General features: G+C 73.1%; 19 protein-coding genes. 10 read left to right on the top strand and 9 right to left on the bottom strand.

All coding sequences use genetic code 11. The features are described 5' to 3' along the window. Positions 1 to 54: 54 nt before the first annotated feature. Complete coding sequence (locus tag FB554_RS05435) at positions 55 to 1,581, bottom strand: sialidase family protein (protein WP_142005042.1); 1,527 nt, start codon at positions 1,579 to 1,581, stop codon at positions 55 to 57. Continuing rightward, positions 1,578 to 2,066: an RNA polymerase sigma factor gene (locus FB554_RS05430; RefSeq protein ID WP_170206789.1), complete on the bottom strand. Its 489-nt coding sequence runs from the start codon at positions 2,064 to 2,066 to the stop codon at positions 1,578 to 1,580. Before FB554_RS05430 ends, FB554_RS05435 begins: the two co-directional genes overlap by 4 nt. Positions 2,067 to 2,115: 49 nt before the next feature. On the opposite strand from FB554_RS05430, the gene FB554_RS05425 reads away from it, so the two are divergent. Together FB554_RS05425 and FB554_RS05420 are read left to right on the top strand one after the other, a co-directional pair. Next, complete coding sequence (locus FB554_RS05425; protein WP_142005040.1) at positions 2,116 to 2,871, top strand: type 1 glutamine amidotransferase; 756 nt, start codon at positions 2,116 to 2,118, stop codon at positions 2,869 to 2,871. Next, positions 2,871 to 3,491, top strand: a complete 621-nt coding sequence (locus FB554_RS05420) for a nitroreductase family protein (RefSeq protein WP_142005039.1) — start codon at positions 2,871 to 2,873, stop codon at positions 3,489 to 3,491. Before FB554_RS05425 ends, FB554_RS05420 begins: the two co-directional genes overlap by 1 nt. Before the next feature lie 130 nt (positions 3,492 to 3,621). Here the strand turns inward: FB554_RS05420 and FB554_RS05415 are convergent, their stop codons facing one another. After that, entirely contained in the window at positions 3,622 to 4,695 is a 1,074-nt protein-coding gene (locus tag FB554_RS05415; RefSeq protein WP_236022284.1) for an alpha-hydroxy acid oxidase, read from the bottom strand. A 17-nt stretch (positions 4,696 to 4,712) separates the two neighbouring features. Here FB554_RS05415 and FB554_RS05410 point away from each other — a divergent pair, with 17 nt between their 5' ends. The 5 genes from FB554_RS05410 to FB554_RS05390 all read left to right on the top strand — a co-directional run bounded on the left by FB554_RS05410 (position 4,713) and on the right by FB554_RS05390 (position 10,456). Then, positions 4,713 to 5,561, top strand: coding sequence for an LLM class F420-dependent oxidoreductase (locus FB554_RS05410; protein ID WP_142005038.1), 849 nt, complete (start codon positions 4,713 to 4,715; stop codon positions 5,559 to 5,561). A gap of 12 nt (positions 5,562 to 5,573) precedes the next feature. Beyond that, complete coding sequence (locus FB554_RS05405) at positions 5,574 to 6,170, top strand: dienelactone hydrolase family protein (protein WP_142005037.1); 597 nt, start codon at positions 5,574 to 5,576, stop codon at positions 6,168 to 6,170. 59 nt (positions 6,171 to 6,229) lie between these two features. Beyond that, a complete protein-coding gene (locus tag FB554_RS05400) occupies positions 6,230 to 6,793 on the top strand; it encodes an NADPH-dependent FMN reductase (RefSeq protein WP_142005036.1) in 564 nt (187 codons plus the stop codon). A gap of 123 nt (positions 6,794 to 6,916) precedes the next feature. After that, complete coding sequence (locus tag FB554_RS05395) at positions 6,917 to 9,337, top strand: DNA gyrase/topoisomerase IV subunit A (protein ID WP_142005035.1); 2,421 nt, start codon at positions 6,917 to 6,919, stop codon at positions 9,335 to 9,337. 171 nt (positions 9,338 to 9,508) lie between these two features. Beyond that, the gene (locus FB554_RS05390) at positions 9,509 to 10,456 is read left to right on the top strand and encodes a sucrase ferredoxin (protein WP_142005034.1); all 948 of its coding nucleotides are present in this window, start codon (positions 9,509 to 9,511) and stop codon (positions 10,454 to 10,456) included. 80 nt (positions 10,457 to 10,536) lie between these two features. On the opposite strand, the gene FB554_RS05385 is transcribed toward FB554_RS05390, so the two are convergent. After that, positions 10,537 to 12,003: an APC family permease gene (locus FB554_RS05385; RefSeq protein ID WP_236022283.1), complete on the bottom strand. Its 1,467-nt coding sequence runs from the start codon at positions 12,001 to 12,003 to the stop codon at positions 10,537 to 10,539. A gap of 155 nt (positions 12,004 to 12,158) precedes the next feature. Between FB554_RS05385 and FB554_RS05380 the strand changes: the two genes are divergently transcribed. Continuing rightward, positions 12,159 to 12,788, top strand: coding sequence for an endonuclease (locus FB554_RS05380; protein WP_170206788.1), 630 nt, complete (start codon positions 12,159 to 12,161; stop codon positions 12,786 to 12,788). 11 nt (positions 12,789 to 12,799) lie between these two features. On the opposite strand, the gene FB554_RS05375 is transcribed toward FB554_RS05380, so the two are convergent. From FB554_RS05375 to FB554_RS05365, 3 genes are read right to left on the bottom strand one after another with little or no spacing between them, the layout of a single operon-like run. Further along, a complete protein-coding gene (locus FB554_RS05375; protein ID WP_142005033.1) occupies positions 12,800 to 13,183 on the bottom strand; it encodes a DUF202 domain-containing protein in 384 nt (127 codons plus the stop codon). Next, the gene (locus FB554_RS05370; protein ID WP_142005032.1) at positions 13,180 to 13,542 is read right to left on the bottom strand and encodes a YidH family protein; all 363 of its coding nucleotides are present in this window, start codon (positions 13,540 to 13,542) and stop codon (positions 13,180 to 13,182) included. Before FB554_RS05370 ends, FB554_RS05375 begins: the two co-directional genes overlap by 4 nt. 32 nt (positions 13,543 to 13,574) lie before the next feature. Next, positions 13,575 to 14,153: an HhH-GPD-type base excision DNA repair protein gene (locus tag FB554_RS05365; protein ID WP_142005031.1), complete on the bottom strand. Its 579-nt coding sequence runs from the start codon at positions 14,151 to 14,153 to the stop codon at positions 13,575 to 13,577. Positions 14,154 to 14,222: 69 nt separating this feature from the next. Here FB554_RS05365 and FB554_RS05360 point away from each other — a divergent pair, with 69 nt between their 5' ends. Next, complete coding sequence (locus tag FB554_RS05360; RefSeq protein WP_142005030.1) at positions 14,223 to 15,722, top strand: fused MFS/spermidine synthase; 1,500 nt, start codon at positions 14,223 to 14,225, stop codon at positions 15,720 to 15,722. On the opposite strand, the gene FB554_RS05355 is transcribed toward FB554_RS05360, so the two are convergent. Further along, positions 15,704 to 17,221 (bottom strand): M81 family metallopeptidase, encoded by a 1,518-nt coding sequence (locus FB554_RS05355; protein ID WP_236022282.1) that lies wholly within the window; start codon positions 17,219 to 17,221, stop codon positions 15,704 to 15,706. The two genes, FB554_RS05360 and FB554_RS05355, sit on opposite strands and share 19 nt — an antisense overlap. A gap of 19 nt (positions 17,222 to 17,240) precedes the next feature. On the opposite strand from FB554_RS05355, the gene FB554_RS05350 reads away from it, so the two are divergent. Beyond that, a complete protein-coding gene (locus FB554_RS05350; protein ID WP_236022281.1) occupies positions 17,241 to 17,999 on the top strand; it encodes a copper homeostasis protein CutC in 759 nt (252 codons plus the stop codon). Here the strand turns inward: FB554_RS05350 and FB554_RS05345 are convergent. Further along, positions 17,969 to 20,104 (bottom strand): DNA gyrase/topoisomerase IV subunit B, encoded by a 2,136-nt coding sequence (locus tag FB554_RS05345; protein ID WP_142005028.1) that lies wholly within the window; start codon positions 20,102 to 20,104, stop codon positions 17,969 to 17,971. The genes FB554_RS05350 and FB554_RS05345 overlap by 31 nt on opposite strands. Positions 20,105 to 20,201 lie beyond the last annotated feature (97 nt).

The raw sequence follows: 20,201 nt of genomic DNA, 5'->3' as shown, positions 1-20,201 counted from the left end.
CTGGACATCGGGGCCCGACACCGCGTGCCCGGCACCCAGCCGGGTGCGCCCCGCTCAGGTCGTGGGCGACGCGGGGCTCGCAGAGGGCGAGGTGGGCGAGCCCGACGGGGACGACGGCTCCCCCGAGGTCGGCGGTGGGGAGGAGCTCGGCGGCGGGTTGACCGGCTTGGTCGGGTCGACCAGCTGCCAGGTGGCGCCCAGGTCGGCCGAGCGCCAGACGCTCGTGCCGGAGCGGGTGATGGCGTACAGCTCCTGGCCGCCGGGGCTCGCGACCCAGTCGAAGCCCTGCGGCGGCGGCTGCGGCTGGTCGACCGGACGCCAGGTCTTGCCGCCGTCGTCGGTGACCTGCAGCAGCCGCGACAGGTCGGTGACCCGGGTCGGGGCCGACACCTGGCGCGGCCCCCCGGTCGCGACGGCCAGGTGCTGGGCGTCGCTCGCGGCCAGGGTCAGCCGCCCGACGCGCGGGAGCACGACCGGGGTCGTGGTGGCCGGGCGCCAGGTCTTGCCGCGGTCGTCGCTGCGCATCAGCCGGTACTCCGCCTGGTCGCCGCGCAGGTCGCCGCCGCACAGCGCGAACAGGGTGCCGGCACCGTTCGTGGACGCGGTCAGCGACTGCAGCGGGTTGGTGCCGCAGCCGTCGCGCGCGGTCATCGGCACCAGCTGGTTCTCCTCCAGGCGCCACGGGGAGCCGACGTTGCCGGCGTCGACGCGGTAGGGCTGCACGTAGACCGCGCCGTCGCGCACCACCACCTGCGCGTCGTCGACCGGGGTGTCGAGGTCACGCACGGCGACCGGCTGCTGCACCGCACCGGCCTGCACGGTGGTGCGCGAGAGCATCAACGGCCCCGAGCAGCGGCCCTGGGAGCAGCCGTCGGCGCTCAGCACGAGCACGTCGCCGCGGAAGATCTCGACGTCGAGCACGGTCTGACCGGGGTGGGCGTAGCGGGTGAACGAGCGGCCCGCGTCGCGGGTCATCCACAGGTCGCCGCCGAAGGCGTACCCGATCTTCGGCGTGGCGAACCGGACCTCGCTGACGGCCCGCGGCGGCTGGATGCGGGGCACCTCGTCGCTGGTGACGCTGGCGGTGTCGGTGCGCTGGAAGCGGTGCACGGCGGTCCAGGTCGAGCCGTTGTCGGTGCTGCGCACGACCGTGGGGCACACCTCCTCGTCGGCGCCGCACGGCGCGGCGCCCATGGCGAAGACCGTGCCGCTGCCCGCATTGCTCATCGACCACGGCACGAACGACGCCGGTACCTCGATCGGCGCCTGCGCCGGGGAGGTGTCGCGCGGGTCGCCGCTGGCCTCGACCGGAGCGTTGTTGGTCGCGGCCTCGACCTCGCGGCCGGGGTCGACCGACCCCTCGCCGAACGGCGCCTGCTGGGTCGACCAGAACAGCACCACGGCCGCGAGCGCGCCCAGCGCCCCCATGAACAGGGCGAACCAGGGGCGCCCGCCGCGGGTCGACTGGTGGACGATCTGCTCCCACCGGTCCTCCCCCGCCTCGGCCGGGTGCACCGCCGCGCGCTCGGCGGCGAAGAACTCCTCGACCGGGCGCGGGTCACGGCTGTCCCGCTCGCTCACGGCACCTCCGCCAGCGCGTCGGCGAGCAACCGCCCGGCGTCGCTCAGCTCGCGCTCGACCGCGCTCGCCGACCGGCCGGTGGCCGCCGCGATGCGCTCGACCGGCAGCCCGGCGTAGAAGTGCAGCAGCGCGGTCTGCTGGCAGCGGTCGGGCAGCTGCTGCACGACCCGTTGCAGCGCCGGGCGCTGCCCGCTGAGCTCGGGGTCCTGCGGCGAGCCGGCGGCGGTGGCGGGCGCGCGGCGCAGCGGCGGCCGCACGGGTCTGCTGTCCGGCTCACCACGCCAGTGGTCGCGCACGAGCCCGGCGACACAGGCGTACAGCCAGTCGTGGGGGCCGTCGAGCCGGCCCCGCCCGCGCCCACGCAGCAGCTGCGCGAACGCCTCGGTCACCAGGTCGTGGGCGACGTCGGGGTCACCGACCAGCCGGGTGGTCCATCCCACGAGCGGGCCGTACGTCGCGTCGAAGGTCTCGCGCACGTCTGCCACTCGGGCAGTATGCCGACGCCACCTGTCAGCCGTGCCACAGTGGCCCCTGATGAGCGCGATCGACGGCCATGTCCCCACCGTGCTGGTCGTGCAGAACGACGCCGACAGCGGGCCGGGGCGACTCCCCGCGTGGATCACGGCTGCCGGCGGGCGGGTGCACCTGGTCGCGGCGCACGACGGGGTCGCCGTGCCCACCGACCCCGCCGAGACCGGGGCCGACGCGGTGGTGCTGCTCGGCGGCGGGCTGATGCCCGACACCGACCTGGACCACCCCTTCCTGCCGGCCGAGCGGGAGCTGGTGCGCGCGTGCGTGCGCCAGGGTGTGCCGCTGCTCGGGATCTGCCTCGGCGGCCAGCTCATGGCGTACGCCCTCGGCGGCGAGGTGCGCGAGAACCACGGCACGCCCGAGCGTGGCGTCGTCGCGCTCAGCCTGCGGCCGAGCACCCGCCAGGACCCGTTGTTCGCGCGGCTGTTCGACGAGGTCCCGGTCGTGCAGAACCACGCCGACGCCATCACCGCGCTGCCCGACGGGGCGACCTGGCTGGCGGCCACCTCGGCCTGCCCGTACCAGGCGTTCCGGGTGGGCGACCGGGCCTGGGGCGTGCAGTTCCACCCCGAGGCCGACGCCGACCGGGTGGCCTCCTGGGACCGGTCGCGGCTGCGGGCCCGCGGCCTCGACCCCGACGTCATGGCCGCCCAGGCGCGGCGGCACGCACTCGCCATGGAGCAGGCCTGGTCGGCCTTCGTGGGGCGCTTCGTCGCCCTCGCCGCCCAGCGCGTCGACGAGCAGCAGGAGGCTGTCTGATGGAGCTGCAGGACGTCATCCGCCGGCGGCGCATGGTGCGCCGGTTCGACCCCGACCGGCCGGTCGACCGCAGGCTGCTGACCCGCGCGCTCGAGCTGGGCCTGCGCGCGCCGAGCGCCGGGTTCAGCCAGGGGTGGGACTTCGTGGTGCTGACGGATCCGCAGCAGCGGCAACGGTTCTGGGCCGCCACGACCGACGAGGACGACGAGCCCGACGCGTGGCTGGCCGGCGTGCAGACGGCCCCGGTGCTCATCGTCTGCTGCTCCGACAAGGACGCCTACCTGCGTCGCTACGCCGAGGCCGACAAGCCCTGGCAGGACCTGGACGAGACGCACTGGCCGGTGCCGTACTGGGACATCGACACCGGCATGGCCGCGCTGCTGATGCTGCTGGTCGGCGTCGACGAGGGGCTCGGCGGGCTGTTCTTCGGCGTCCCCGCCGAGGCGCACGACGACGTGTTCGACGCGCTGCAGATCCCCAAGGACCGCTCGATCGTCGGCGTGGTCGCCCTCGGCCACCCCGCCGAGCAGACCTCCAGCGGCAGCGCCCGCACCCGCCGGCGCCGCCCCGTCGAGGAGGTCGTGCACGAGGGGACGTTCGGGACGCCGTACCGGGCGTAGCTGCGGGCGAGCTCGCCCGAGCGAGCGGGTTCGGGTTCGCCGGCGCACCCGCTGGCGGTCCACCGCCGAACCGTGCGCCCCGGCGCACCCTCACGCGGAGGACCGCGAGGGCGCGATCGTCAGCTCGCCGTCAACCTCGCGCGTGCGTGACGTCCTCGACCAGGGACCGGTCGAACCCGCCGAGCGAGGAGATCCCGAGCAGGCCCATGGCCTCGGCGAGCTGGGCGGTCAGCGCGCGCAGCATCGCGGTGACGCCGGGCGCGCCGCCGGTGGCGAGGGCGTGCATCGTGGGGCGGCCGACCAGCACCGCGTCGGCGCCGAGGGCGAGCGCGGTCGCGACGTCGTGGCCGCTGCGGATGCCGCCGTCGACGAGCACCGGCACCTGGTCGGCGACGGCGCGGGCGACCTCGGGCAGCGCGAGCGCGGTCGGCACGACCCGATCGAGCTGCCGCGCGCCGTGGTTGCTCACCACGACGCCCGCGGCGCCCGCCGCGACGCATGCCCGCGCCTCGTCGGCGCGCAGCACGCCCTTGACCAGCACCGGGAGGCCCGAGCGCGAGGCGAGCCACTCGATGTCGGCGTACGTCACCCGCGGGTCCTGCTCCAGGCTCGACCAGGTGCGGCCGGCGAGGTGCTGCTGCACGTTGACCAGCGCGACCTCGTCCTGCAGCGGCAGCGCGGTTCCTCTCGCCCGGCGCGAGACGTACGGCGTGTCACCGGTCAGCACCAGCGCGCTCGCCCCCGCGGCGACGGCCCGGTCGACCATCGCCTCGGTGATGTCGCGGTCGGTCATGACGTAGACCTGCAGCCACCACGGCCCGGCGTACTCGGCGACCCGCTCGACCGTGCGGGAGGAGCGCGTCGACAGGCACAGCAGCGAGCCGGCGTCGCGCACGCCCTCTGCCGTGCCGAGCTCGGCGGTCGGGTGATAGGGCTCGTGGTACGCCGTCGGCGCCACCAGCACGGGCGTCGCCAGGTCGTGACCCAGTAGCCGGCACGAGGTGCTGATCTGCGCGACGTCGCGCAGGACGTACGGCCTGAATCGCCAACGCTGCCAAGCTGATTCGGCCTCGCCCAGCGACACCTCGGCGCCGGCGCCGGTCTCGAGGTACTCCCACGCCTCGGGCGTGACCACCTCCTCGGCGCGGGCGCGCAGCTCGCGCAACGAGACGGGTGGCTCGGCACTCACGGCAGGATCGGTCACGTCCCTAGCATGGCGGCATGACCTCACGACCGATTCGCATCGGGATCCAGATCCAGCCGCAGCACGCCGACTACCCCGCGATCCGCGACGCCGTGGCCCGCGCCGAGGAGCTGGGCGTGGACATGATCTTCAACTGGGACCACTTCTTCCCGCTCTACGGCGAGCCCGAGGGCAAGCACTTCGAGTGCTGGACGATGCTAGGCGCCTGGGCCGAGCAGACCAGCCGCGCGCAGATCGGCGCGCTGGTCACCTGCAACAGCTATCGCAACCCGCAGCTGCTCGCCGACATGGCGCGCACCGTCGACTGCATCAGCGACGGCCGCCTCGTGCTCGGCATCGGGTCGGGCTGGTTCGAGAAGGACTACGACGAGTACGGCTACGAGTTCGGCACCGCCGGCGGGCGGCTCGACCAGCTCGCCGCGGACCTGCCGGTGCTCAAGGAGCGCCTCGGCAAGCTCAACCCGCAGCCGGTCGGCCAGCTCCCGGTCATGATCGGTGGCGGCGGCGAGAAGAAGACGCTGCGCATCGTCGCCGAGCACGCCGACATCTGGCACTCCTTCTCCGACGCCGACACCCTGCGCCACAAGCTCGAGGTGCTCGACGGCCACTGCGCCAAGGTCGGGCGCTCCCGCGACGAGATCGAGATCTCCGTGGGCGTCGGCGGCCGTGGCCGCGAGGGCCGCTCCCCCGAGACGCCCGAGCAGGAGGGCACGCCGCTCCTGGAGCTCGGCGCGACGATGTTCACGATGGGCGTCGGCGGCCCCGACTACGACCTGACCCCGCTCGAGCCGTGGCTGCAGTGGCGCGACCAGCGCAACGCCGCGCTCGGCGACGGCGCCGCACCCACGCCGGAGATCCGCGGCTGACAGGCTGAGCCCATGAGCCACCTGCTGCTGCTGCACTCCGCGCTCGGGCTGCGCCCGGCCGTCACCGACTTCGCCGACCGGCTGCGCGAGCGCGGCCACACCGTCGAGACGCCGGACTACTACGACGGCACGGTGTTCGACGACGAGCAGGCCGGCATCGCGCACCGCGACGCCGTCGGCACCAAGGAGCTGTTCGGACGGCTGAGCGAGACCGTCGCGGCGCTGCCCGACGACGCCGCGCTCGCCGGTTTCTCGCTCGGCTCGGCGTTCGCCCAGACGCTCGCGGCCCGCCGCCCGCAGGCGCGTGCGGTGATCCTCATGCACTCGGTGGCGGCGCCCCGCGGCGACTGGCAGGGCCAGCCGGTGCAGGTGCACCGCTACGCCGAGGACGACTGGATCGACCCCGCCGACGTCGAGGCGCTGGGGGCGACGGTGCGCGCCAGCGGCGCCACGTTCACCGACCACGTCGTCCCCGGCCGTGGGCACCTGTTCACCGACCTCGGCACCGCCGACGGCCACGAGCAGGCGCTCGCCGACACCGTCGACCAGGTCGACGCGCTGCTGCGGGCGGAGGCCGGCGACGGCTCGCCGACCACCCCTCGGAGTTGAACGAACAACTACCCTGACCACCGACGTACGCCCGTCCCCCCAACCCCTGGAGGCACCCCGTGAAGATCGGCATCCTCGTCGGCAGCACCCGTCCCGGCCGGCTCGGCAGCGCCGTCGGCGCCTGGGTCAAGGAGCACGCCGACCAGCGCAGCGACGACGGCGTCGAGTACGAGCTCATCGAGCTGGCCGACTTCGACCTGCCGCTGCTCAGCGAGCCGACCGTGCCCGGCGCGGCGAACCGTGACTACCAGCGCCCCGAGACGATCGCCTGGGGCAAGAAGGTCGACAGCGTCGACGCCTTCGTCTGGGTGAGCCCGGAGTACAACCACGGTGTCTCGGCGGCGCTGAAGAACGCCTTCGACGTGCTCTACCCCGAGTGGAACCACAAGGCCATCGCGTTCGTGAGCTACGGCGCCGACGGCGGGGTGCGGGCGGTCGAGCAGTGGCGCTGCATCGTGGCCAACGCGATGATGGTCGACGTGCGCGCGCAGGTCGCGCTGCAGCTGTTCGAGGAGTGGGGCGAGTCGGGGTTCACCCCGCACGACCGCCGCGCCGACGAGCTGGGCACCGTCTTCGACCAGCTGGTGCAGATGGCCAAGGTCCTCGAGCCGCTGCGCTCGTGACCACCTTCCGGGGTGGGCTCGCCGACGCGGCGAGCCTGCCCCGGACGTACGCCTGCTGCGGCCAGAATGGGACGCTGGCACCCGCCAGTCAGCCCCGCAATGCCGCAGGAGACGCAACGCCTCATGGCCACCAGCAAGGAGAAGATCGTCGACATCTCCGTCGAGGAGGAGATGGAGTCGGCCTTCCTGGAGTACGCCTACTCGGTCATCTACTCGCGGGCGCTGCCCGATGCGCGCGACGGCCTCAAACCCGTGCAGCGGCGCATCCTGTTCGCGATGGACGAGCTGGGTCTGCGCCCCGACCGCGGCCATGTGAAGTCCTCCCGCGTCGTCGGCGAGGTGATGGGTAAGTACCACCCGCACGGCGACCAGGCGATCTACGACACCCTCGTGCGGATGGCGCAGCCGTTCACCATGCGGCTGCCGCTGGTCGACGGCCACGGCAACTTCGGCTCGCTCGACGACGGCCCCGCGGCACCGCGCTACACCGAGGCGCGCCTCGCGCCCGCGGCGATGCTGCTCACCGCCTCGCTCGAGGAGAACACCGTCGAGTTCGTGCCGAACTACGACGACCAGTTCACCCAGCCCTCGGTGCTGCCGGCGGCGTTCCCCAACCTGCTGGTCAACGGCGCGAGCGGCATCGCGGTCGGCATGGCCACCAACATGCCGCCGCACAACCTCGGCGAGGTCATCGCCGCCGCGCGGCACCTGATCGGCCACCCCGACTGCTCCCTCGACGACCTGATGAAGTTCGTGCCGGGGCCCGACCTGCCGCTCGGCGGGCAGATCGTGGGGCTCGAGGGCATCCGCGATGCGTACCTCACCGGCCGCGGCTCGTTCCGCACCCGCGCGACCGTGCGCATCGAGAAGACCTCGCCGCGCCGCAAGGGCATCGTGGTCACCGAGCTGCCCTATCTCGTCGGCCCCGAGAAGGTCATCGAGCGCATCAAGGACCTGCACAACGCCAAGAAGATCCAGGGCATCGCCGACGTCAAGGACCTGTCCGACCGCACGCAGGGCCTGCAGCTGGTCATCGAGGTCAAGAACGGCTTCAACCCCGAGGCGGTGCTCGAGACGCTCTATCGCCTCACGCCGATGGAGGAGTCGTTCGGCATCAACAACGTCGCGCTGGTCGAGGGGCAGCCGCGCACGCTGGGGCTCAAGGAGCTGCTGACCGTCTACGTCGACTTCCGCATCGACGTCGTACGCCGTCGCACCCAGTTCCGGCTCGACCGGCACGAGCGCGACCTGCACCTGGTCGAGGGACTGCTCGTCGCGATCCTGGACATCGACGAGGTCATCCAGATCGTCCGCTCCTCCGACGACGCGGCGATCGCGCGCGAGCGGCTGATGCAGGTGTTCGACCTGTCCGAGCCGCAGGCGACGTACATCCTCGACCTGCAGCTGCGCCGGCTGACGAAGTTCAGCCAGATCGAGCTGGAGAAGCGCCGGGACGAGCTGCAGCGGGAGATCGCGCGGCTGCGCGCGATCCTCGACGACGAGAAGCTGCTGCGCAAGACGGTCTCCGACGAGCTCGCCGCCGTCGCCAAGGAGCACGGCACGCCCCGCCGCACGATCCTGCTGGAGTCCGCCGGACGGCCGGCGGCCAGCGCGACGCCGCTGGAGGTCGCCGACGACCCGTGCTGGGTGCTGCTGTCCTCGACCGGGCTGCTGGCGCGCACCACCACCGCCGACCCGCTCGGCACGGGCGGCAACCGGCGCAAGCACGACGCCGTGATCGGCGCCGTGCGCACCACCGCCCGGGGCGACATCGGCGTGGTCACCAGCGCCGGCCGGGTCGTGCGCATCGGCGCGCTCGACCTGCCGACGCTGCCCCCGAGCAACGACGCGCCGAACCTGTCCGGCGGGGCCCCGCTCGCGGCGTACGCCGACCTGCCGCAGGGCGAGCAGCCGCTGACCATCGTGCCGCTCGACGACGAGGCCGCACCTCTGGCGCTCGGCACCGCGCAGGGTGTGGTCAAGCGGGTCTCGCCCGACTTCCCCGCCGGCAAGGACTCCTTCGAGGTCATCGCGCTCAAGGACGGCGACCAGGTCGTCGGCGCGGGTCCGGCGCCCGACGGCGCCGAGCTGGTGTTCGTCACGACCGACGCCCAGCTGCTGCGGTTCCCGGCGAGTCTCGTGCGGCCGCAAGGGCGTACGGCCGGCGGGATGGCCGGCGTGCGCCTCTCGGCCGGCGCGCGCGTGCGCTTCTTCGGCGTCGTGCGCGAGAGCGACGACAACGTCGTGGTGACCGTGTCGGGGTCGTCGGGCGCGCTGCCCGGCACCGACTCGGGCGCGATCAAGGTGACGCCGTTCGCGGAGTACCCCCGCAAGGGTCGCGGCACCGGCGGGGTGCGCAGCCACCGGTTCCTGCGCGGCGAGGACGAGCTGCTGCTGGCCTGGGTCGGTACGCAGCCGGCCCGCGCCGCGAGCGCGTCGGGCACCGCGGTCGACCTGCCGCCCGCCGAGGGACGCCGTGACGGCTCCGGCACCGCCGCGCCCGGCCCGATCGCCGCGATCGGTGGTGCGCTCCCCACGGAGTGAGGTGAGGCGTGCGGGCCGGTGAGCCGGACGTACGCCCGGCCCCGCCCGACGACGGCGGCACAGATAGCACGAGGGCGGCACAGAAAACTTCTGTGCCGCCCTCGTCGTATGTGGGCCGCCGTCGACGAGGGCGGCACAGGCCACGCCGCACGCGGCTCCTAGGCTGACCGGGTGAGTGCTCGACCGGTCAGCAAGCCCGACGCCTGCTCCGTGCTGTGGGAGGAGAGCTCGCTCCCGGCCGCGGGCACCGCGTCGCGCGCGGACTTCTGGGTGGCCCTGGAGCAGACCGGTCCGTGGGGGCGGGAGGCCTCGGTCATGTCGCACCTCGACGCGGGCCTCGGCGCCGAGCTCGCGCGAGCGTGCGAGCAGGCGGGTGGTCGGCTGCTGCTGATCCGCCGCCCCGGCGAGCACTCCGACGAGCACGACCCGGACGCGCCGCGCCAGGTGATCGTGGCCGGCGGGCTGGCCGGCGACCCGTGGCTGCTCGAGGGCGAGGTCGACGACCCGGCCGACCTGCTGACCCTCCCCTGGGACTCCCTGCTCGGCGACGACCCCGACCGGGTCACCGCGCGGCTCCCGCTGCTGGAGGAGACCCGCGACGCGGTGCTGCTGGTGTGCACCAACGGCAAGCGCGACGTGTGCTGCGCGGTGCGTGGCCGGCCGGTCGTCACGGCGGCGGCGCAGGCGCGGCCCGGTCGCGTGTGGGAGTGCTCGCACACCGGCGGTCACCGGTTCGCGCCGACCGCGATCACGCTGCCGTCAGGACAGATGTGGGGCCGGCTGACCGCCGACCTCGCGGTGCGCGCGCTCGACGAGGAGCAGCGCCGGCGCATCCCCGCCGAGCTCAACGACCCGCTGCACAACCGCGGGCTCAGCTGCCTGCCTCCCCCGGCCCAGGCCGGTGAGGTCGTGTGGCGGGCGCGCTCGGGCGAGCTGGCGCACGGCGGGGTCGAGACCGACGTGCACCCCGACGCGCTGAACCCCGACCGGTTCGACGTGGTCGTACGTCATCGCGACGGCCGGGAGGACCAGGTCGCCCTGCGCCGGGTCACCGTGCCGGAGCTGCGCGACTCCTGCCGCAAGCCCCTCGGCCCCGTCCGCGCCTGGGAGGTCTTGTAGCTCTCTGTCTCAGTTCCTCCTCCGGGACGGCGCGCAGCGCAGCAAGCGGCTCCCGGAAGAGGAGCCGAGACCAAGAGGATCTAGTTCCTCGGGCCTTCGATGTCGTCGGACTCGAGGTGGTCGGGGTCGCGCATGTAGGTGCGCTTGGAGTAGACCGCGCGGTTGAGGAACCAGGTCAGCGCCCACAGGATCAGGCCGAGCAGCAAGAGCCAGCCGGCGATGACGTACTGCTCGTTGTCGCGGCCGGACACCTTGGGCAGCACCAGGAAGAAGCAGGTCACGACGCCGACGTAGGGCAGCCAGCGCGGCGCGTGGAACCGGTCCTCCTCGGGGACCTCGGAGTCGTCGCGGCCGCGCAGCACGATGACGGCGACGTTGACGACGGTGAACACCGCGAGCAGCAGCAGCGAGGTGGTGCCGCCGAGGTTCTTCACGACGTTGCTCTCGGACTGGCTGGTGACATAGGTGATCAGGCCGAGCGAGATGGCGGTGGTGAAGCCGACCGCGACGTACGGCACGCGGCGCTTGGCGCCGACCCGCGCCAGCGGGTGCGGCAGGACGTCCTGCTTGGCGAGGCCGTAGAGCAGGCGGCTGGCCATCAGCATGTTGATCAGGGCCGAGTTGGCGACCGCGAACATCGAGATCCACGGCAGGATGTCCTCGATCGGCAGGCCCGGCGCGCCGGCCCGGACCACCGAGACCAGCGGGGTGTCGTTGCCCTCGAGATCGCTGAGCGGAACCAGTGCGACCGCGCAGATCGAGACCAGCACGTAGATGGTGCCGGTGATCCCGAGGCCGGTGATCATCATCTTGGGGAAGGTCTTGGCCGGGTCCTTGGTCTCCTCGGCCATGTTGACCGAGTCTTCGAAGCCGACCATCGCGAAGAACGCCAGCGAGGTCGCGGCGGTGACCGCGAGGAAGGTGTTCTTGTCGCTCGGGCTCTCGAAGACGGTGACCTGGGAGAAGTCGGCGCGGCCCTGGGTCATGGCGTAGAGGCCGACGAAGATGACCAGCAGCAGACCGGACAGCTCGACCATCGTCAGCACCACGTTGGCCTTGACGCTCTCGCCGACGCCGCGCAGGTTGATCGTCATCACCAGCAGCATGAAGCCGAGCGCGATGAGCATGATCGCGTTGGACGAGGCGTCCCAGTCGAGACCGGCGGCGAAGTTGGACGCGAACGCGCGCGAGGCCGTCGAGGCCGAGGTGATGCCCGAGCACATCACCGTGAAGCAGACGATGAACGTCACGAAGTGGATGCCGAACGCCTTGTGCACGTAGACCGCGGCGCCGCCGGCCTGGGGGTACTTCGTCACCAGCTCCAGGTAGGAGAAGGCGGTGACCATCGCCACCGCGAACGCCACGAGGAACGGGGCCCAGGCGGCGCCGCCGACCTCGGCGGCGACCTCGCCGGTGAGCGCGTAGATGCCGGTGCCGAGGATGTCCCCGACGATGAACAGCAGGAGGAGCTTGGGGCCCATCACCCGCTTCAGCTCGGGTGTGTCCCCCTGGTGCTGGGTCGACGGCGCGGGTGCTTGCTGGCTCATGCCCCAACCGTGGCGCGCCGGGGGCCTTCTGTCCAGAAAATCGACATGTGTGGTTCAGGTGGCGTTTTGCGCCGGGCTTCCCACCCGCTCGCGCGTGGTGCGGCGCGACCGGATCGCGCAGGGTGGAGGCGACCCATCGCGAGGAGGATGCCGACGTGAGCCCCGCCGCCGACGACGACGCGCGCAGCACCGCACTGGAGGTGCTGGAGCGCCTGGGACGGACGTACGCCGACGAGGCCGGGATCACCCTGCGCGACAAGCCCGCTCCGCTGTTCCAGCTGTTGATGCTGTCGATGCTGTTCTCCGCGCCGATCTCGGCCGAGGCCGCTGTGGCGTCGCTGCGCGAGATCCGCGAGGCGGGATGGCGTACGCCCGAGCGGCTTCTCGACTCGACGTGGCAGCAGCGGGTCGACGCGCTGGGCCGGGGTGGCTACCGGCGCTACGACGAGAGCACCGCGAACTACCTGACCGACGCGGCCACGCTGCTGCAGGAGCGGTATCGGGGGGACCTGCGCCGGCTGCGCGACGAGGCTGACGGCGACCCGGCGGCGGTCAAGAAGCTGCTGCAGGAGTTTCCCCGCATCGGTCCGACCGGCGCCGACATCTTCTGCCGCGAGGTGCAGCAGGTCTGGCCGGGGCTGCGGCCGCAGATCGACGCCAAGGTGCGCGCGGGCGCGCGCAAGGCGGGGCTGCCCACGAACGCCGACGACCTCGCCGCGCTGGTGGCCGGTGACGACCTGGCCCGGTTCACCGCCGCGCTGGTGCGGCTGGACCACGAGGACTGACCCGGGCCACCTCAGCGCAGACCGAGCAGCAGCACCACGACCAGGCAGCAGACGCCGGCGACTACCGCTCCGGCCGCGGCGCCGAACAGGTGCGCGCTCGCCCACCGGTCCTCGATCGGCGGGCAGTCGGGGCAGGTCGCTCCGGTGTCCTGCCGCATCCGCGCCAGGGCCAGCCGGCCGCGGCGCCGTCCGCTCCACCACAGCGTGGCCGCCCAGAGCAGACCGAGCAGGCCGCCGGCCACGCCGAGCAACCCGACCGGGTCGTCGCTCTCCAGCCCGAACCGCAGCGCGATCAGCGAGCCCACGGTGACCGAGAGCGCGGTGCGGCGCCAGGACAGGGCGGTGCGCTCGGCCTGCAGCCCCGGATCGGGCACGGCGTGCGTGCCGTGGCTCATTCCAGGAACGTCCCGATCAGCAGCAGCAGCCCGGCGCCGGCCACCAGGCCGACGAGCAACGGCTCGAACACCGTGGAGGGCAAGGGCTCCCCGAGCCGCATCGCCCGCTCCGCCCGCGACCAGCCGAACCACGCGCGCAGCGCGGCCCCGATGCCGGCGAGCACCAGCAGCACCGCCACCACGAGCTGCAGCTCGCCCGCGATGTCGAGCGAGACCACCTCGACGGCGACACCGCCGGCGAGCAGGGCCAGGGACGTACGGATCCAGGCCAGGAAGGTGCGCTCGTTGGCCAGGGAGAAACGCGGATCGGGCTCTTCGCCCACCTCGAAGATCCGCTTGGGCACCCGCGCTCGGCTCACCTGCGCTCCTTCGACCCCGACGGGCACACGGGTCAGGCCTTGGCGGCCTTGGCCTTCGCCTTGGCCGCCTTCTTGAAGTCACGGACCTTCTGCAGCGACTCCTCGTCGACCACGTCGGCGACGGACCGGAACGAGCCGTCCTCGGCGTACGGGCCGATGGTGTCGCGCCACCCGTCGTCGAGCTGCACCCCGAGCTGCTTGGCCAGCAGCGCGGCGAAGATCCGCGCCTTCTGGTCGCCGAACCCGGGCAGGGCCTTCAGCCGGGTGACGAGCTCCTTGGTGCTGGACGCCGTCGACCAGATCGTGCTCGCGTCGCCGGCGTAGTCGTCGCGCACCGCGGCGGCGAGCTGCTGGATGCGGCCGGCCATCGAGCGGCCGTAGCGGTGGATCGCCGGCGGCGTCGCGGCCAGGTCGGCGAACTTCTCCGGGTCGGCCTGCGCGATCTCGGTCGGGTCGATCGAGCCGAAGCGTTCGACGATCTTGGCGGGCCCGGCGAAGGCACGCTCCATCGGGAACTGCTGATCCAGCAGCATCCCGACGAGGAGCGCGAAGGGGTCGTCGGACAGCACCTGGTCGGCGGTCTCGTCCTGGGCGAGGTGCAGCGTGGGCATGGTGCTCACGGTACTGGCCGCTCGGCGGCGCGGCGGGTGCTCCCAGGTCCGGTCAATACGATCGCCGGCGTGACCGAGCCGCACGAGCCCGCGCCCACCCTCAGCCACCGATCGGCGGTGGCTCTCGTCTTCGGCTCCTCCGCGGCGGTGCTGGTCGTGGAGATCGTCGCGCTGCGGCTGCTGGCGCCCTATCTGGGGCTCACCCTGGAGACCAGCACGCTGGTCATCGGGATCGCGCTGGCCGCGATCGCCCTCGGGTCGTGGGGCGGTGGCCGGGTCGCCGACCAGACCGACCCGCAGCGTCTGCTCGGACCGGCGCTCGGGATCTCCGGCGCCGTCGTCGCCCTCACGCCGGCGCTGCTGCGCACCGTCGCCGAGACGAGTCCCGGCCTGCTGATGCTCGCCGCGCTGCTGACGATCATGGTCCCGGGCACCCTGCTGTCCGCGGTGACGCCGATCGCGACGAAGCTGCGCCTGGACAGCCTCGAGCGCACCGGAACGGTCGTCGGCCAGCTCTCCGGCATCGGCACGCTCGGCGCGATCGTCGGGACGGTCGTGACCGGGTTCGTGCTGATCTCGCGGGTGCCCGTGAGCACCATCCTGCTCGGTCTCGGCGCCGCGCTCGTGCTGGCCGCGCTGCCGCTGCTGTGGCGCGCCCGCTCCCGCTCGGGCGCCGCCGCCATGGCCGTCGCCGTGGGTGCCGGCGGGCTCGCCGCGCTCGCGGCGCCGGGCGGTTGCCAGGTCGAGACGACGTACCACTGCGCGAACGTCGTCGCCTCGTCCGGCGACACCCGCACCCTGGTGCTCGACAACCTGCAGCACTCCGCCGTCGACCTCGACGACCCGACCTACCTGGAGTTCGAGTACATCCGCGCCATGGCCTCGGTCGCCGACACCGCCTTCCCCGAGGGCGAGGCGATCGACGCCTACCACCTCGGCGCCGGCGGGCTCACCATGCCGCGTTACCTCGCCGCCGAGCGACCGGGCACCCGCAGCGTCGTGTCGGAGATCGACGGTGGCGTGGTGCGCATCAACCGCCAACAGCTCGGGATGGACGACGTGCCGGGGCTGGACGTCCGCGTGGAGGACGGCCGCACCGGGCTGCGACGGATCGCCGACGGCAGCCGCGACCTGGTCGTCGGTGATGCGTTCGGCGGCGTGAGCGTGCCGTGGCACCTCACCACCCGCGAGGCGCTGAGCGAGGTGCGCCGGGTGCTGCGGCCGGACGGGGTCTACGTCGCCAACCTCATCGACTACGGCGACCAGGCCTTCGCCCGGGCCGAGGTCACGACGATGCGCACGGTGTTCGACAACGTGCTGGTGCTCGGCCAGCCCCGCGACGTCGGGCTCGACCCCGCCGCCGGTCCCGACGGCGGCAACCTGGTCGTGGTCGCCTCCGACCGGCCGCTGGACCGCCAAGCCATCCAGGCCGGCCTCGACCGGCGCGGCACCGGCTGGACCGCGCAGGACGAGGCCGGGACGCGCGCGTGGACCGGCGACGCGCAGGTGCTCACCGACGACTACGCGCCCGTCGACCAGCTGCTGCAGCCCTACCGCTCCGCGAGCTGACGGGTCGGACGCAGGAGCGGCCGCAGCGAGGCCTCGGCCGGGTCGTCCAGCGGGAACATCGGCCGCCGGATCCGGCGGTAGGGCAGCCGCTGCAGGTCCTGGTCGACCCCACCCGGAGTGAGCGCGAGCAGCCAGCCGTTCGCGATCGCGTGCAGGTCGGGCTCGAGATAGCCCATCTTCACCACGACCAGGTCGAGCGCGGCCTCGACCGGGTGCAGCCCGAGGCGCGCGTAGGACTCCAGGCTGTGGAACTGCATCCGTCGTTCGGTCAGCACCACGCTCAGACCGCCCACGCGCACGCTGACGACCCGGCCGCCGTCCGGATCCGGCGTGCGTGCCTCCAGCACCCCGCGCAGGCGCGTCGCCCCGGGCGGGCGGTCGTCGATGCGGCCGCCGACGTCGAGGTCGACCCGGGCCCCGAGCGGCTGCCCGTCGAGCGCGTCGACCGCCACCGGGTCGACCAGCGAGACGAGGAGCGCCCGCACCCGGCCGTCAGCGATCTCAGGCCGGTCGAGCAGCGCGCCGAGGGCGACCGTGACGTCGTCGGCTCCCCCGGCGCCCGGGTTGTCGCCGGAGTCGCTGACGAAGAACGGCCCGCCGCGCTCCGCGATGCTCGCGATCGCCTGGTCGAGGCAGTCGTCGAGATCCGTTGCGGGAGCGACGAACCGGAAGTCGCGGCGCACGTCCCAGAACTGCTCGGCCAGCTCGCTCGCGCCGCTCGTGACCGTCTCGGTGTCCTCCCCCGTGACGACGACGGCCCCCGAGCAGCGCGGCTGGTCGGCCCACGCGAACCCGACCCAGACGGCGGCGTCGATGACGCCGGTGCGGTCGGCGACGCGGGCGACGTCGGCATACAGGCTGGCGGCGGGTTCGTCGCGGGTGCTGGTCATCTCGCCCGGCAGCAGCACCGGGACGTGCACCAGCGCCTTCGCGGGCCGTCGTCCGGATCGCAGGCAGCGCAACAGGTTTCGCGCCGCACGCTCCCGCGTCTCCCACACGTCGACGTGCGGCGCCGTCCGGTAGCAGGTGAGCAGGTCGGCCGCCTCGAACAGCTCCTCCGACACGTTGCCGTGCAGATCCATCGCCGCGCTCACGACCGGCTCCGGGCCGATGACCCCACGGATCGCGGTGAGCAGATCGGCCTCGGCGTCGTCAAGCCCCTCCACCGTCATCGCACCGTGGATGTCGAGCAGCACGCCGTCGACCGGCCCGAGATCCGTTGTGCGAGCGAGGACCTCGTCGCGCCACCCGTCGTACGCCTGTCGCTCCACCACCCCTCCCGGCAGCGCCCGTGCGTGCAGCACCGGCAGCCACTCGACGCCGTCGGTCAGCTCCGGGTCGCGCTCCGGCCCGAGCCAGCCGTAGCGCGCCAGCAGGGCCTCGCCGCGGGTCACCTCGAAGTCCTCGGCCGTGCTGCGGTGCGGGCTGAAGGTGCTCGACTCGATGTGCAGGCCAGTGACGGCGATGCGCAGCGGCCGGTCGTGCGCTGAGACGTCCACGCACGCGAGACTAGGACGCGTGACTCCCCCACCCGGCCGCGCCCTCGTGGAGATCTGCGTCGGCGACGCGGCGAGCGCGGTCGCCGCAGCCGACGCCGGGGCCGACCGGCTGGAGCTGTGCGCCGACCTCGGCGCGGGCGGGACGACCCCGAGCCTCGGGGCGGTGCGCCAGGTGCTGGCCCGCACCGCCGTCCCCGTCCGGGTCATGGTCCGCCCTCGGGGTGGCGGATTCCGTTACGACACAACCGAGCTCGCGGTCATGCTCGACGACGTCGCGGCGCTGCGCGAGACGTTCGGCGCGGACCGTGACCGGCTGGGCGTGGTCACCGGCGCGCTCACCGGCGACCGTTCCGTCGACGAGGACGCCACCGCCCGGCTCGTCGAGGCCGCAGACCCGCTGCCGGTCGTCTTCCACAAGGCGTTCGACGAGGTCCCCGACCAGGCCCGCGCCCTGGAGACGCTCGCCGAGCTTGGCGTCGCCGCGGTGCTGACCTCGGGCGGCGCCGCCGACGCCCTCACCGGCGCACCCCGCCTGGCCGAGCTGCGCGAGCAGGCCGCCGAGCGACTCGACCTGGTCGCCGGCGGCGGGGTCCGGGCGCACAACGTCGCCGAGGTGATCCGCAGGAGCGGCCTCGACCAGGTGCACCTGCGCGCCCCCGCGACCGACGGCTGGCCCGAGGCCACCGACCCCGCCCTGGTACGCGAGGTGCTGGCCGCCCTCGATCGTCAGGCGTCGACGCTCGATCGTCAGGCGTCGATCCGCTCGCGCTCCAGCTGATCCGCCGAGCTGATCAGGAAGTCCTTGCGCGGGGCGACGTCGCTGCCCATCAGCAGGTCGAACACCCGCTCCGCCGCCTCGGCGTCGGCCATCGTGACCCGGCGCAGGGTGCGCTGCTCGGGGTCCATCGTGGTCTCGGCCAGCTGGTGGGCGTCCATCTCGCCGAGGCCCTTGTAGCGCTGCATCGGCTGCTTGATCGAGCGGCCCTTCTTGGTGAGGTCGGCGACCGTGCGGCGCATCTCGGCCTCGGAGTAGGTGTAGATCAGATCGCCCTTCTTGCGGCCGCTCGCGACCGTCTCGATGCGGTGCAGCGGCGGCACCGCGGCGAACACCCGGCCCGCCTCGACCAGCGGCCGCATGTAGCGGAAGAACAGGGTGAGCAGCAGCGTGCGGATGTGCGCACCGTCGACGTCGGCGTCGGTCATCAGGATGACCTTGCCGTAGCGCGCCAGGTCGAGGTCGAAGCTGCGCCCCGACCCGGCCCCGACCACCTGGATGATCGCGGCGCACTCGGCGTTCTTGAGCATGTCGCCGACCGAGGCCTTCTGCACGTTGAGGATCTTGCCCCGGATCGGCAGCAGCGCCTGGAAGTCGGAGCTGCGGGCGTCCTTGGCCGTGCCGAGCGCGCTGTCACCCTCGACGATGAACAGCTCGGTGCGGTCGGGGTCGGTGCTGCGGCAGTCCTTCAGCTTGCCGGGCAGCGACGAGGACTCCAGGGCCGTCTTGCGGCGCTGGGTCTCCTTGTGCAGGCGCGCCGAGATGCGCGTCTTCATCTCGGCGACGACCTTCTCGAGCAGCTGGGTCGCCGCGGCCTTGTCGTCGCGCTTGGTCGAGGTGAGCCGCTGGGTGAGCTCGGTCTCGACCACCTTGCTGACGATCCCGCGCACCGCGGAGGTGCCGAGCACCTCCTTGGTCTGCCCCTCGAACTGCGGCTCGGCCAGACGCACCGTCACCACGGCCGTGAGGCCGGCCAGGATGTCGTCCTTCTCGACCTTGTCGTTGCCGACCTTGAGGCGGCGCGCGTTGGTCTCGAGCTGCTTGCGGAAGACCTTCATCAGCGCCTGCTCGAAGCCCGAGACGTGGGTGCCGCCCTTGGGGGTGTCGATGATGTTGACGAACGAGCGCACGTGGGTGTCGTAACCGTTGCCCCAGCGCAGCGCCACGTCGACACCGCAGGTGCGCTCGACCTCGCGGGAGACCATGTGCCCCTTGTCGTCGAGCACCGGCACCGTCTCGGTGAACGACGCCTCGCCCTGCAGCCGCCACACGTCGGTGACGGGCGGGTCGGAGGCCAGGAACGTCGTGAACTCCGAGATGCCGCCGTCGTGCTGGAAGACCTCCTCGTGCGGCCCGTCCTCGCCGGGCGTGCCCGGCAGGCGGCGCTCGTCGCGGATCACCAGCGTCAGGCCGGGCACCAGGAACGAGGTCTGGCGCACCCGGCGGACGAGGCCGTCGTAGTCGAACTGGGCGCCCTTGAGGAAGATCTGCGGGTCGGCCCAGTAACGGACGCGCGAGCCGGTGACGCCGCGCTTGGCCTTCCCCACGACCTCGAGCTCGCTGCCCTTGACGAACGGGGTGAACTCCGACTCCGGCCCCGGCCCGGAGCGGGGGTCGTCGAACTGGCCGGGCTCACCGCGCCGGAAGCTCATCCGATAGACCTTGCCGCCGCGGTCGACCTCGCAGTCGAGCCGGCTGGACAGCGCGTTGACCACCGACGCGCCCACGCCGTGCAGACCACCCGAGGCGGCGTAGGACCCGCCGCCGAACTTGCCGCCGGCGTGCAGCTTGGTGAAGACCACCTCGACACCGGTCAGTCCGGTGCGCGGCTCGACGTCGACCGGGATGCCCCGGCCGTTGTCGCCCACCTCGACCGAGCCGTCCTGGTGCAGGGTGATCTCGACGCGGTCGCAGACGCCGGCGAGGGCCTCGTCGACGGCGTTGTCGATGATCTCCCACAGGCAGTGCATGAGGCCGCGGGAGTCGGTCGACCCGACGTACATCCCCGGGCGCTTGCGCACCGCCTCCAGGCCCTCGAGGACCTGCAGGTGCCGCGCGGAGTACTCGGACGCGGCGGACGTGCTCTTCTTGGCGGTACGCGTGGTCACGGCTTGGAGGCTAGCTCCTGGCACCGACGACGCCCCGGAGGCGCCCCGGCAGCCCCGGCGGGCATGACCTGCGCCACACCGGCGGGGGTTGCCGGGT

The sequence above is a fragment of the Barrientosiimonas humi genome (assembly GCF_006716095.1).
Taxonomy (GTDB): domain Bacteria; phylum Actinomycetota; class Actinomycetes; order Actinomycetales; family Dermatophilaceae; genus Barrientosiimonas; species Barrientosiimonas humi.
The sequence above is the reverse complement of the archived record's forward strand: the minus strand, read 5'-3'. Positions and strand labels throughout refer to the sequence as shown.